Raw genomic sequence first — 13,337 nt, forward strand, 5'->3', positions numbered from 1 at the left:
GTATGGATAAATAAGTATTATTTCCAACCTAAAAAATAAACTTTACTAATAAATAAGCTACTAACACCTCAATTTGAGGTGACGGTTTCTTTTAGCCTAAATTATCTTTTTATCAAGTTATTGCCAAAGGAAATTTACAAGATGAGTGTATTAACATCACATTATATATAAAAAGCTCGAATCAGTATGGCTGATTACCAACCAGTAACCATACTTAATCGCAGGCAGTTGTTATAAACAAGTTAACTGTCTGATAAGGATTTATTTCAACGACTCAATGCATCAGCCCCAAAGCGGTAGGCTGATCAAAATAACAAAAACAACTTTTTTAAGGAAAGTGCCAATGAAAAAGACATTTTTATTTACACCTGCACTGTTAGCGCTTTCAATCAATGCCATTTCAAATGCTTATGCCTATGACAAAGTTTATGTCTTTGGTGATAGCCTGAGTGATGGTGGGAATGTAGGGCGTTTCACCACGAATGGCGCGACAAGCCAGTTATATGATGAGTATATCGCGCAACAACTTACGGGCACCAATCTGATCCCATCCAATCATGATGGCGGAACCAATTATGCTCAAGGTGGTGCGACTGCGCTTAGAATGGCACGTCAGGATCCTAAATTGAATGCTTTTAATCCCAATACCCAAAAACAAGTTGATGATTATCTCAGCCTGCATAATAACCGGGCAGATTCCAATGGCATATACATTCATTGGGTGGGCGGTAATGATCTTGCTGAAGCCTTAATTGCAGGCCAAAAAGATCCTCTTGAGGCACTTAGAATTGTCAATACCAGTGCTGCCGCTGCTTCTAGCCAAATCAATAACCTTATCACTGCGGGTGCAGGGTTAGTGGTTGTGCAGACGGTTCCTGATGTGGGTACTACGCCTAAGTTATTCGAGAGCTTAATAAAAACAGGTTTGGAAGGTAAAGGGGTTTCCCAAGATCAGATTAATTTTATTCTGCAAGAAGTTCATACAGAAATTAATAAACATGTCATTCCCAATGATGCGGCACGTGATTTGGCGCTAAAAAAAGTATTTCATACATTAGCGGAAAAAGGTGAAAAATTAATTCCAGGGGCTTCCGCTACAGCAATTGAAAAAGAACTTACAGAGGGCTATGAAAAAACCAGAGAAAGTGCGACAGAGTGGACAAATCTCTATAACGAGGAAATAGACAAACAAATCAGCCAAGGAAACGGCAATATCTTACGTGCCGATATCAATGGCCTGCTGAATGAAGTCATCGCCAACCCGCTGATTTATGGCTTTCAGAATACATTAGGCTATTCCTGCCCATATGGCGAGAGTGCCGCTAAATGTTCCTCCAATGATCCCGATTTTGTCAAAAAGTTTTTATTTTCTGACAACTTCCACCCAAATCCATTAGCGCATAAAATTGAAGCCCAATACATTACCTCTATCTTCATTGCCCCCACACAAGTCATGGCGCTGGCTCAAGCCAACCGTGCGTCAGTGAAAAGCGCCCTCTCCTCCCTTGATGGTCACTTGCAGCAACTGCGCAATGGTGGTAATGAACAAGGTAAATTCGGTGTTTTCGGTGGCTACACTGGCAGCCAGAATAAAACCTTCACGCTGGGAGGGGATTATCAATTGATAGATAATTTGTTGTTGGGTGCAATGTACTCTAACTATAAAGACGAACGCACTCCAGCGGCTAACTTCTCTTATGAAGGACGCGGTCATGTGTTTACAGCGTATGCGCTGTGGAATTATTACAACAACGGCTGGCTGAGTGGCGATGTTCACTATTCACGCACCAATTATGACAGTCTGACCCGTAGCATTCAGCTTGGTGAATACACTCACAGAGAAACCGGCTCTACCACAGGTAAACAACGGGGAGCGCGTATTACCGCAGGTTGGGATATCTCTGTCACGAATTACCTGACCACCAGCCCAATCGTTCAATATGCTTGGGATAAAGGTGATGTCGATGGTTACCGTGAATCCGGTAATAACAGCTCCTCCATGCACTTTGGTAATCAAAATTACAGCTCCAAGGTTGGAACTCTGGGATGGCGGGTGGACACCAAACTGGGTCGCTTCAATCCTTACGCCTCTGTCCAGTTTAACCATCAATTTGATGATACACACTATAAATTGAGCGGCGCGATTAATAGCACCAGAACCTCTTTTGTGCAGGAAAGTGGAAAACAGAACACCAATTGGCGTCAGTATACTGTTGGTGTGAACGCAAACTTGATCAATAACGTGCGGGGCTTTGCATCCGTGACTCGTAATGACGGCAATGCTCAAGATCCTAACTACAATTTCAGTTTAGGGATCAACGCCAGCTTTTAATTCTGTATAAACACACTACCTAAAAACTGAAATAGAACCATCAATCAAAATGTAAGGCATGACTATCAATGCCTTACATTTTTTTGTCTCTTCTCTACTCAATATTCAAATGAGCACATTAACACCACGTTGAATCCTCATATATACAGCCAGAAGTAGTATCAAACTGAAATGATAAAAAATCACGCCTCAACCAGTAAAATGGAGAAATTATTCTGCAATTAATTCAAGGTGGTGTGCTGGCGTAAAAATAGTGAATTGTTTTCAGGAGAATCAGGATGAAGAAAGCACTTTTTTTAATATCAGCTATAACAGTCGTTTTATTGAATTTCATGACAAATGCGCATGCCTATGATGATATCTATGTTTTTGGTGATAGTTTGAGCGATGGTGGGAATATAGGAAAATTCACTATAGATGGGAAAAATGCTGAACTTTACGATGAATATATAACTCGAAAGCTCACAAACAAAAAGTTAACACCATCTAAATATGGTGGAAATAATTACGCACAAGGTGGTGCAACGACCAATGGCTCAGAAAAACCTATCATATTCCTTAACCCCACAACACAAAATCAAATCGCCACATATTTAAAGAAACATTCTGAAAAAGCTGACCCCAATGGTATTTATATACATTGGGTGGGAGGTAATAATATCGCTGAAGCTCTGAGTTTTTTAGCAAAAGGCAATAAAAACAAAGCGGAATATATTATTAATAATAGTTCCGCATCCGCTGCATCGCAGGTCAATCAACTCATTAAAGCTGGGGCAGGTTTAATTATTGTTCCTAATGTACCTGATATTGGTAAAACACCCAGAATCATGGATGAAGTACTTACAGGAGCATTACAAAAAAGTAAAATTCCCAGTGCAGAAATTGATAAAATTCTTAAACAGACCCACAAAGCCATTAACCAGTACTCTACACCAAATGCTGATATTCGAAACAAGGTAATCTCAGGCGTTTTCAAAAAGATTGCAGAAAATAAAGCTCCTCAAGATCCAATTAAGGCTGACGAGATCTACAATCAGTTATTGAATGCTTATAATAAAACCAGCAAAACTGCCTCCCAATTTTCTGACAAATATAACCAAAAAGTAGACGAACAACTCGGTAACGGCAATATCCTTCGTGCCGATGTCAACCGCCTCCTGCAAGAAGTAATTGATGATCCGACTATCTATGGCTTTTCCAATACACTGGGTTATACCTGCCCACAAGGCAAGTATGCCGTATTTTGCGTTTCTTCCGATCCAGAGGTTGATAAAAACCAATCTTACTTATTTTCCGATAACTTTCATCCAACACCTTATGCACATCGGTTGATTGGTCAGTATATTACGTCCATCTATAAGGCCCCTCTACAGGTGATGGTGTTGAATCAAGTCAACCGAATACCAACCAAAAACGTTACTTCCTCACTGGATGGTCACCTGCAACAGCTACACAATGGGCATAATGACCAAGGTAAAATTGGTATATTCGGCGGTTATACCGACAGTGGCAATAACACTTTCACATTGGGTAGCGACTATCAACTAACGACTAATTTACTATTCGGATTAGTAATTTCTCATTATCAGGATGAACAGAACCCCTCCTATAATTTCCATTATGCCGCGAATGGCCATATTATAGCCGCTTATGCGCTATGGAACTATGCTGGTAATGGCTGGTTGAGTGGTAATCTTCATTATTCCCACACCAATTATAATTATCTGTCACGTACCATCCAGCTTGGACAAGCCACGCGCAGAGAATCAGGTTCAACAATTGGTAAACAGTGGGGTTGGAGAATTACGGCAGGCTGGAATATTCCTATCACGCAATACCTGACCACCAGCCCAATTATCCAATATGCGTGGGACAATGGAGATATCAATGGTTACCGTGAATCCGGCAATAACAGCACCTCCATGCACTTTGGTAATCAAAACTATAACCCCAATGTAGGTTCAGTGGGCTGGAGAATTGACACACAATTAGGCCGTTTCAATCCATACGCCTCAATCCTGTTCAATCATCAGTTCAATAACGAACGCTATACACTGCGCAGTGCCATCAATTCCACCATAACATCATTCGTACTGCAAAAAAAACAAGCCAGAAATCATGTTCAATACACGGTAGGAGTGAATGCTAATCTGACCAACGACTTTCGCGCATTTGCCGCTGTATCACATGAAAACAGTGCTAGCGATTTCTCGCGTAACTATAATTTTAATTTCGGTTTGAATGTCAAATTTTGATAAGATTAATTCAAGATAAAAATTAGAAAATTTATAAAAAGAAAAGCAATTAAGGCGGTAATTTTTTTACCGCCTTAATTAAATTAGTTACTTTTTAATCTATTAATCATGGGAGTCTATGTTTTTTGCGACGATAACGTTCATCGTAATTTTTTAACCACCAATACTTATCAGCCACTTGTTCCCGTCCACCAATACTGGCTCCTGCCAACCAAATTAATGCCCCCACAAACAGCCCCATTAATGCAACGCCCGTCAATAATTCAGACAGCCCCAAATTAAAGACATGACCGAGCAATACATAAGCCAAACTGAGAAACATTGCAGCCATTCCCAACCCCATGAGAATGTTACCAAAGATAAAAGCCTTTTTACGTTTCATAACCAACCTCCAATACTTTTTGCGAACGCAATTTGCAAACCCAACGAACTAAAAAGCACGAAAGTAGATATCTTTCTTTGTATTAATTATAGCCTTGATTTTTCAAAGGTTATTGAGGTGGTGATCACAATCCGTACAAACTTGAACCTAATTTTTTACATTATGTCGGAATAATATTTATTAATAGTTTGCATTTATCCAAACTAGATTTGCCTAAATAACGGTAGCATGACGAGTATATCCTTCATCTTTCAAATTACGCCTTTGTTTTCTGCCTCTAAAAAATAAAACACATAATGAGTTTTGTACTCAGGCCTTTAGATAGGTAAACTAATGCCCTTTTTTGTTTTATTGCCAATAAGCGAACCAAAACTGTGAGTAACATAAAATTAATCGTTGGCCTGGCAAATCCTGGAGCTGAATATGCGCAGACCAGACATAACGCCGGGGCATGGTTTGTCGATTCATTAGCACACCGCTATAACCAATCCCTGAAAGAAGAAAATAAATTTTTTGGCTATACCGCCCGTATCAATATAAATGGGCAGGACATCCGCCTGCTGGTGCCAGCCACTTTCATGAATCTCAGTGGTAAATCTGTCCTTGCCCTTGCCGGGTTTTATCGCATCCAACCGGACGAGATTCTGGTAGCACACGATGAATTGGATCTACCGCCTGGTGTGGCAAAAATGAAGTTAGGCGGCAGCAATGGCGGTCATAACGGCCTGAAAGACATTCAGAACAAATTCAGCAATAACCCTAACTTTCATCGCCTGCGCATTGGTATAGGCCATCCGGGTGATAAAAATAAAGTTGTGGGATTCGTACTCGGCAAGCCACCTGCCAGTGAGCAAAATCTGATTGACGATGCCATTGATGAAGCATTGCGCTGCACTGATATTCTGATTAAAGATGGCATGAGCAAGGCAATTAACCGTTTACACGCATTCAAAGCCAGCGCCTGACTGGGAGTACGTGGCGCAGCGGGTTATTGCGTGTATAATAGCGCCAATTTGTATAACTCACCGACAAGCATATTGCTCGTTGGTTTATAAGTGATTTAAGGTGATAAATATATGGGATTCAAATGCGGTATCGTTGGCCTGCCTAACGTTGGGAAATCTACATTATTCAATGCGCTGACCAAAGCAGGTATCGAAGCAGCAAACTTCCCGTTCTGCACTATCGAGCCAAACACTGGTGTTGTGCCGATGCCAGACTCACGTCTTGACCAATTGGCTGAAATCGTCAAGCCACAGCGTATACTGCCGACCACAATGGAGTTTGTGGATATTGCCGGTCTGGTAAAAGGCGCTTCAAAAGGTGAAGGCTTGGGTAACCAATTCCTGACCAACATCCGTGAAACAGAAGCAATCGGCCATGTTGTGCGTTGCTTTGAAAACGACAACATCATCCATGTTTCAGGTCAGGTTGATCCTGCTGCCGATATTGACATTATCAATACTGAACTGGCTCTGTCGGATCTGGATACCTGCGAACGCGCTATCCAGCGTGTACAGAAAAAAGCCAAAGGTGGTGATAAAGACGCTAAAGCAGAGCTGGAAGCTTTGGAAAAGTGCCTTCCCCACCTCGAACAAGCAGGTATGCTGCGTGCTTTAAATCTGAGTGCAGAAGAAAAAGCGGTTATTCGCTATCTGAGCTTCCTGACGCTGAAACCAACCATGTACATTGCTAACGTCAATGAAGATGGTTTCGAGAATAACCCACACCTTGACACTGTTCGTGTCATCGCAGAAAAAGAAGGTTCTGTCGTTGTTCCTGTTTGCGCTGCGATTGAAGCTGATATTGCAGAACTGGAAGATGCCGACCGAGAAGAATTCATGGCTGAACTGGGTCTGGAAGAACCAGGGTTGAATCGTGTTATTCGTGCGGGCTATGAGCTGCTGAACCTGCAAACTTACTTCACTGCCGGTGTAAAAGAAGTTCGTGCCTGGACAATCCCTGTAGGCGCTACGGCTCCACAAGCAGCGGGTAAAATTCATACTGACTTTGAAAAAGGCTTTATCCGTGCCCAAACCATCGCGTTTGAAGATTTCATCACTTACAAAGGTGAACAAGGTGCGAAAGAAGCAGGTAAAATGCGTGCAGAAGGGAAAGATTATATCGTCAAAGATGGCGATGTGATGAACTTCTTATTTAACGTCTGATTTTTTATGTCTGAGGCATCTAACGATGCCTTATAATTAGCAGAAAAATCATTAAAATCCACGTAATTCAACGTGGATTTTAACTTTTATAATATCTCAAAATATTTCATCAAAACGCATTAAAAATAACTCTCGGATTTATCCCGTTTGTCTCACACTCCCCCACACTATTTCCCCATTATGGAATATAGAGGTTCATGAAAAGATACATGCCTCTGCCTTTATAGCATAGATAACCGTATGTTTATAAAAAGATAAGTATGCGTAATCAACAAATCTGCGACTGAAAGATGACAACTATAATATCCCCATATACATAGTAATAAAAAGCCTAATTTATAATAAAAATAGAAATGATATAATTAAAAATCAATTTAACTGGATATTTCTCTTATAAATCATTCAGTAGCTTTTTTATATAAAAATCTCAGAGATACATCATTGTTATTTTATAAACAAATCATAAATGCATTGGACAAATAGATAGCCAAAACATAGAACACTTGCAAGAATAATCACGTTCAATTCTGATATTGAACATGTTGTAAATATCGATATATTTATCCATTATGAAGAGATGAGATATGGAATCATGAATAGAAAATTAGTTGCTTTTATACTGTCATGAATCATAGTATCGACTATCACTGCTAACGCCACAGAGTGAATCTCGGTATATTTTTGGCGAGTAAAGAATACTCTCTAAATAATCTATAACCTGATTCCTAATAGTGGTAGACATTATGTTATTAAACGCCTTTTCTAATAAGCCAGATATTATAGCTTAAAGAAAAATCTAGTGACATTAATGAATGCAGCCAACAAGGCTGGAAAACGACAAGTACTTTTATTTACACACAAAAATAGGGTATGAAATTATGAACAAAAAATTAGTTGCTTGTATATTGACCTTTATTATCGGAACAACTGTTACTGCTAATGCCTCAGCTCTTGCTTGTAATATCTTTGGTCCTTCAGCCAAGCAAATCTGCTTAGGGGGCTGCGATCTGCTATCAGATAAGGGTTTCTTAGGTTTCCTCAAAAAAGTCTGTATATAATCAACATCCAGTATATTTAAAATATAAATTCTGTTTCATCATGTTTCATCAATGAATGTATAAAATAAATCTGCATATCAGGTATGTAACCATGAAAATCATTTTCAATGGCCTTCATGTAACAATCATTGGTGAACTGTTTGTGTTTAATGCTTATTTATAATTATTGATTTATAATTTAAACTGGATTTTTAGAGTAAAGAGTTTTAAACTAAATTATGATTAATAGTTTGGTTTATTAAATTATAATGGCGGGAGTTTTTACTGCGTTACTGTCCAAGCATGTAATCAAAACTCCCACTATTATTGATTATTATCTATTCGCATTTATTGAGTTTGTTTTCTTCATAAACTCTGGTGCTTCCCAGAAAGGTTCTGCACCAGTTGATATCGGTGGAGTGCCACAAATCATCAACCCGATCATTTCCAATATGCCCTCCCAATGACCAACCAAAAACCACAACGCTGTTAATAGCTAGCTTTTCCAATACCTCAATGACAGTAAGCGCATAACCAGACATTGAATACGCCTGACGAGGTTCACTAGCGTTTGATGACGCGCCATGCCCCGGTAAATCTAACGTTTACCTCTTTAAAAATTATTTAGTGATTTTATCACTCAAAAACCATCAGTTATTTCATATTTCCTGTTTCACTTCTAACATTTATAAAACGATTATCACAAATTTATGACATTAAACTCTAAATTAGAGGAGTAATGTTGTATACAAATTAATATAAATATTAAGAATTTGTTACATAACATCCGGTAATCACATTATGAAAATAAAAAAAATAAAACTCCTTCTGGCGATACTCGCCATCTGTATATTGGTCGTCATGGCTATTGCAGGAAAGGTGGAGAATACCCATAAACGCTTTCTCTCTGTAGCTACTGCTTCCACTGGTGGAACTTATTATCCGATGGGAGTGGGATTAGCCAATATCTGGAGTAATCATTTAAAACAGGAGAATATTCAAGTTACAGGACAATCTTCAGCAGGTTCAATTGAAAATATTGATTTACTCCAAAAAAATGAAGCGCAACTCGCTATCTTACAGAGTTTGATCGCCCTCGAAGCTTATCAAGGAGTCCGGAATTTTGAAAACCGCTCTTATCAGGATTTGCGCTCAATTTCAGTACTCTGGCCTAATGTTGAGCACTTTGTTCTATTAAATGAAAAAATCAAAGATGGTACGTTGAATGATATTTCTGGTACTCGTTTTTCTGTCGGGCCACAAGCCAGCGGTACCGAACAATCTACGCTGATTATTCTGAAAGGAGTTAATCTCAGCAAGCAAGATATTCAACCAGAATACCTTGGCTATGGTGATACAGTTTCGGCCATGCGAGACGGTCGTCTTGATGGTGGCGCCCTGCCTGCGGGTATACCCGCATCAGCAGTCACGGATATGTATGCCAGTGGTGTTCCGGCCCGAATCCTGAATGTGACAGATGAACAGCTGGATAAAATTAATGCCATCGCCAATTCATGGTTCCGCTTCATCATTAATCCAGAAACTTACCCTCGTCAGAAATGGGCCATTCAAACTATTGCGCAACCCAATATTCTAATGACAACACGCGGAATAGACGAAAAAACCATCTATGAATTGACCAAAGTAATGTTTGAAAATCAGAAAGAAGTCCATCAAATTCACAGTTCAGCAAAGTATATTTTGCCGGAAAACGCACTCAAAGGTGTCTCTGTGCCACTACATCTCGGTGCTTATCAATATTATCGCGAAATTGGCCTGGATATACCTGATTACCTTGTACCACCAGAACTTAGTTCCATGCCATCCCAACCATAATTCACCCTGAGTTTTCCCATTATGTTATTGACCATAATATTATGGAGTCGCCATGAGCACTGATAATGTCGCACTATCTTCCGCAGAACTGGATAAAGAAGCGGGTTCCGGCAGCCGCCACTTAGGTGGTTTCTACCTGAAATTGACAACCATACTTGCCATCGCTATTTCTCTGTATGCCATCTACTCAAATGCATTATCCAATACGCAGGAATTTTACCGTAATGCCATATTCCTCAGCGGAATTCTGGTCTTAGGTTTTATTCTGTTTCCCATTTCAGAACGTTATTCAACCCAAAAATTCAATTATTTGGATTACTCTTTCATTCTGCTCACGTTGGTCAGTTACGGATATTTTTACTTCACCTATACTGACTTACACGTCGGACGTAACAGTATTCCCAACACTACAGATTATGTCATGTCCGTCATCGGCCTAGGTGTATTATTTGAGGCCGCCAGAAGAACCACAGGCTATTTCATACCGGGTTTATCCATTTTTTCCATCGTTTATGCCCTGTTCGGTCAATATTTCATGGGGATATTTGGGCATGCCGGCTTTTCGCTTGAACGCCTATTGTTCCGCTTATTTATGACCAGCGAAGGTATTTTTGGTATTACCTTATCCACCGCATCAACAGCAATCGTTACCTTTATCTTGTTCGGTGCATTTTTAAGTGTGAGCGGAGCAACTGCACTGTTCAATGATCTTGCTCTGGCAATTGCCGGTCGCCGTCGGGGAGGGCCAGCTCAGGTTGCTGTCATTTCGTCTGCCCTGACCGGCTCACTCAGCGGTAGTGCAGTTGCCAACGTGGCTACAACAGGGACTTTCACCATTCCTCTGATGAAAAATATCGGCTTATCTCCCCGTTTTGCCGGCGCTGTCGAAGCAACAGCATCAACGGGAGGAATGATTATGCCACCGATCATGGGAGCGGCGGCATTTATCATGGCGGGCTTTTTAGGTGTTTCCTACACTACCATTGTGATTGCAGCCATTATTCCGGCACTGCTCTACTATGCAGCCCTGATTATTGCCATTGATTTGGAAGCCAAAAAACAGGGATTAAAAGGTATCAGCAAAGAAAATATTCCCAAAGTCAAAGCTGTATTGAAAGCTCGTGGTTTATTATTACTGCCACTGTTTATCGTAATCGGTACCTTATTAACCGGAAAAACACCGATTTATGCTGGTTTTCTCGGCATTATTACAATTATTATCGCAAGTTGGATAACGCCAGATACCTCCGTTCGCATGACTCCGAATAAAATAGCTGCCGCCCTGAATGATGCAGCTCGTGGTGCAATTCAAGTTACCATTGCTTGTGCCACCATCGGAGTTATTATCTGTGTTGTCACCATGACAGGCATTGGTTCTACCCTTGCTTTCAATATCGTTTCCCTGACTGACAATACGCTATGGATGATCCTGCTTGTCGTGATGGTCGTTTGCATTGTTCTCAGTATGGGGTTACCTTCCACCGCCTTATATATTGTCGTTTCTGTGACAGTGTCACCCATATTAATCAAAGCCGGTGTTTTGCCACTGGCTGCTCACTTCTTTGTTTTCTGGTTTGGCGCACTTTCCAATATCACGCCTCCCGTCGCCCTTGCCAGTTATACAGCAGCCAGCATTGCCCGCGCTGATCCCATGCAAACATCATGGGATGCTGTTCGTTTGGCGTTTCCGGGTTTTATTATTCCCTTTATTTTGGTGTACAACCCGGCGTTATTAATGCAAGGCGATGACTTAAACGTTCTGTCCATCAGCTATATGATACTGACTGCCTTGATTGGTATTTACTCACTTTCTATCTCCAGTGCCAATTTCTGGATGTATAAAATTCATTGGTTAGAAAGAGTTCTCTTCGCAATTGCTGCTATTCTTCTGATTAAACCGGGAATGCTGACCGATCTCGTAGGCGTAGGGTTAATTATCAGTGCAGGAGCCATGCACATATTGCGTAATAGGTTGAATAACATAAAAAATAATAACAAAGAGGAACACCCTAAAAATGTATGACGTAATTATTATTGGTGCAGGATTAGTCGGGCTTGGCACTGCCAATGCCCTGCAAGAGCAACATCCGCACTTACGTTTGCTGATACTGGATAAAGAAAATAGGGTTGCTGCTCACCAAAGCGGTCATAACAGCAATGTTGTTCATTCCGGCATTTACTACACCCCTGACAGTTTAAAAGCACGGCTGGCAAAACAGGGAAACCGCACAATATATGAGTTTTGTCAGCAACACGGATTATATTACGACCGTTGCGGCAAAGTGATTGTTGCAACGCAACTCAAAGAGTTGCCTTTGTTGGAAAACATCTATCGGCGAGGGTTAAAAAATGGTCTTGAAGTCAGCCGGCTATCACAAGCCCAATTGAAAGAGCGTGAACCTTACGTCAACGGGCTTGAGGCTATATTAGTGCCGAATGCTGGGATCGTGAATTATCCGGAAATTGCAGCAAAACTGGCTGAAATCATTCAGACCAGAGGTGGTGATATTCATTATCAGCAGCAAGTCCAAGGTATTAGCGAAAAAAGCGATTATGTTGAAGTGAAATCTCAACAAACCTGCTATCAGGCAAAATTTCTGGTGAATTGCGCCGGATTGCATAGCGACAGAATTGCCAAACTGGCTGGTTATGAAACTGGCATGAAAATTGTTCCATTTCGTGGTGAATATTATGTGCTGGACGACAGAAAAAACTATCTGGTGAATCATCTGATTTATCCCGTGCCCAATCCGGATTTTCCTTTCCTCGGTGTTCATTTTACACGGATGCACAATGGAAAACGGGACGTTGGCCCGAATGCGGTGCTGGCATTTAAACGTGAGGGGTATTACAAGACAGATTTCAATCCACGGGATTTAGCAGAAATACTGGCTTACAAAGGATTCTGGAAGATTGCCACTCGTTATTTTTGTGAGGGCGTAGCAGAAATGCGCCGATCCTTTTCACGTCAGCTTTTTACCGAAAATGCCCGTAAACTTATTCCTGATTTACAGCTGGAAGATATTACACCGGGTCCAGCTGGTGTGCGTGCCCAGGCACTTACCACTGATGGAAAATTGGTGGATGATTTTCATTTTGTAAAGGGTCGCCGTTCACTGCATGTCTGCAATGCGCCCTCTCCTGCGGCTACGGCATCAATAGAGATTGGGAGAGAGATTGTGAAGCGATATTTTGGTATAAGTTAATAAATTTATCGTAAAAACAATAGCATTATCTGTACTGGCTCAGATCAGATTTTGCCCTGATGGGTTCGTTCATGATTATGTTATAAATCCCAGAAGAAGAATTGCCCGGTATTTTCCGGGC

10 protein-coding genes are annotated in these 13,337 nt (G+C 40.8%); 8 read left to right on the forward strand and 2 right to left on the reverse strand.

The genetic code is table 11. The annotated features are described in order from the left end of the window. Window positions 1-343: 343 nt before the first annotated feature. Window positions 344-2,332: an autotransporter outer membrane beta-barrel domain-containing protein gene (locus tag AC5JQI_RS10375; RefSeq protein WP_493912097.1), complete on the forward strand. Its 1,989-nt coding sequence runs from the start codon at window positions 344-346 to the stop codon at window positions 2,330-2,332. A 278-nt stretch (window positions 2,333-2,610) separates the two neighbouring features. After that, complete coding sequence (locus AC5JQI_RS10380; RefSeq protein WP_493912098.1) at window positions 2,611-4,587, forward strand: autotransporter outer membrane beta-barrel domain-containing protein; 1,977 nt, start codon at window positions 2,611-2,613, stop codon at window positions 4,585-4,587. 106 nt (window positions 4,588-4,693) lie between these two features. On the opposite strand, the gene ychH is transcribed toward AC5JQI_RS10380, so the two are convergent. Continuing rightward, a complete protein-coding gene (gene ychH / locus AC5JQI_RS10385; protein ID WP_323855399.1) occupies window positions 4,694-4,969 on the reverse strand; it encodes a stress-induced protein YchH in 276 nt (91 codons plus the stop codon). Window positions 4,970-5,343: 374 nt separating this feature from the next. Between ychH and pth the strand changes: the two genes are divergently transcribed. From pth to AC5JQI_RS10400, 3 genes are all read left to right on the forward strand, one after another. Beyond that, window positions 5,344-5,934: an aminoacyl-tRNA hydrolase gene (pth, locus tag AC5JQI_RS10390; RefSeq protein ID WP_493912099.1), complete on the forward strand. Its 591-nt coding sequence runs from the start codon at window positions 5,344-5,346 to the stop codon at window positions 5,932-5,934. Window positions 5,935-6,045: 111 nt separating this feature from the next. Then, window positions 6,046-7,137, forward strand: coding sequence for a redox-regulated ATPase YchF (gene ychF / locus AC5JQI_RS10395; protein WP_237387040.1), 1,092 nt, complete (start codon window positions 6,046-6,048; stop codon window positions 7,135-7,137). 878 nt (window positions 7,138-8,015) lie between these two features. After that, window positions 8,016-8,195, forward strand: a complete 180-nt coding sequence (locus AC5JQI_RS10400) for a hypothetical protein (protein WP_237387041.1) — start codon at window positions 8,016-8,018, stop codon at window positions 8,193-8,195. 317 nt (window positions 8,196-8,512) lie between these two features. Here the strand turns inward: AC5JQI_RS10400 and AC5JQI_RS10405 are convergent, their stop codons facing one another. After that, window positions 8,513-8,716 (reverse strand): alpha/beta fold hydrolase, encoded by a 204-nt coding sequence (locus AC5JQI_RS10405; protein WP_493912100.1) that lies wholly within the window; start codon window positions 8,714-8,716, stop codon window positions 8,513-8,515. Between the two features lie 259 nt (window positions 8,717-8,975). On the opposite strand from AC5JQI_RS10405, the gene AC5JQI_RS10410 reads away from it, so the two are divergent. From AC5JQI_RS10410 to lhgO, 3 genes are read left to right on the forward strand one after another with little or no spacing between them, the layout of a single operon-like run. After that, window positions 8,976-10,010, forward strand: coding sequence for a TAXI family TRAP transporter solute-binding subunit (locus AC5JQI_RS10410; protein ID WP_493912101.1), 1,035 nt, complete (start codon window positions 8,976-8,978; stop codon window positions 10,008-10,010). Between the two features lie 52 nt (window positions 10,011-10,062). After that, window positions 10,063-12,033, forward strand: a complete 1,971-nt coding sequence (locus tag AC5JQI_RS10415) for a TRAP transporter permease (protein WP_493912102.1) — start codon at window positions 10,063-10,065, stop codon at window positions 12,031-12,033. After that, window positions 12,026-13,216: an L-2-hydroxyglutarate oxidase gene (gene lhgO, locus AC5JQI_RS10420; protein ID WP_493912103.1), complete on the forward strand. Its 1,191-nt coding sequence runs from the start codon at window positions 12,026-12,028 to the stop codon at window positions 13,214-13,216. The genes AC5JQI_RS10415 and lhgO overlap by 8 nt, the downstream gene beginning before the upstream one ends. The last annotated feature ends 121 nt before the right edge of the window (window positions 13,217-13,337 follow it).

This window comes from Xenorhabdus sp. XBWT, from assembly GCF_059072735.1.

Excerpts from the sequence above, each read along its gene's own strand:
- AC5JQI_RS10375 (WP_493912097.1), top strand. The coding sequence starts at position 344 with ATGAAAAAGACATTTTTATTTACACCTGCACTGTTAGCGCTTTCAATC.
- AC5JQI_RS10380 (WP_493912098.1), top strand. The coding sequence starts at position 2,611 with ATGAAGAAAGCACTTTTTTTAATATCAGCTATAACAGTCGTTTTATTG.
- ychH (WP_323855399.1), bottom strand. The coding sequence starts at position 4,969 with ATGAAACGTAAAAAGGCTTTTATCTTTGGTAACATTCTCATGGGGTTG.
- ychF (WP_237387040.1), top strand. The coding sequence starts at position 6,046 with ATGGGATTCAAATGCGGTATCGTTGGCCTGCCTAACGTTGGGAAATCT.
- AC5JQI_RS10400 (WP_237387041.1), top strand. The coding sequence starts at position 8,016 with ATGAACAAAAAATTAGTTGCTTGTATATTGACCTTTATTATCGGAACA.
- AC5JQI_RS10405 (WP_493912100.1), bottom strand. The coding sequence starts at position 8,716 with ATGTCTGGTTATGCGCTTACTGTCATTGAGGTATTGGAAAAGCTAGCT.
- AC5JQI_RS10410 (WP_493912101.1), top strand. The coding sequence starts at position 8,976 with ATGAAAATAAAAAAAATAAAACTCCTTCTGGCGATACTCGCCATCTGT.
- AC5JQI_RS10415 (WP_493912102.1), top strand. The coding sequence starts at position 10,063 with ATGAGCACTGATAATGTCGCACTATCTTCCGCAGAACTGGATAAAGAA.
- lhgO (WP_493912103.1), top strand. The coding sequence starts at position 12,026 with ATGTATGACGTAATTATTATTGGTGCAGGATTAGTCGGGCTTGGCACT.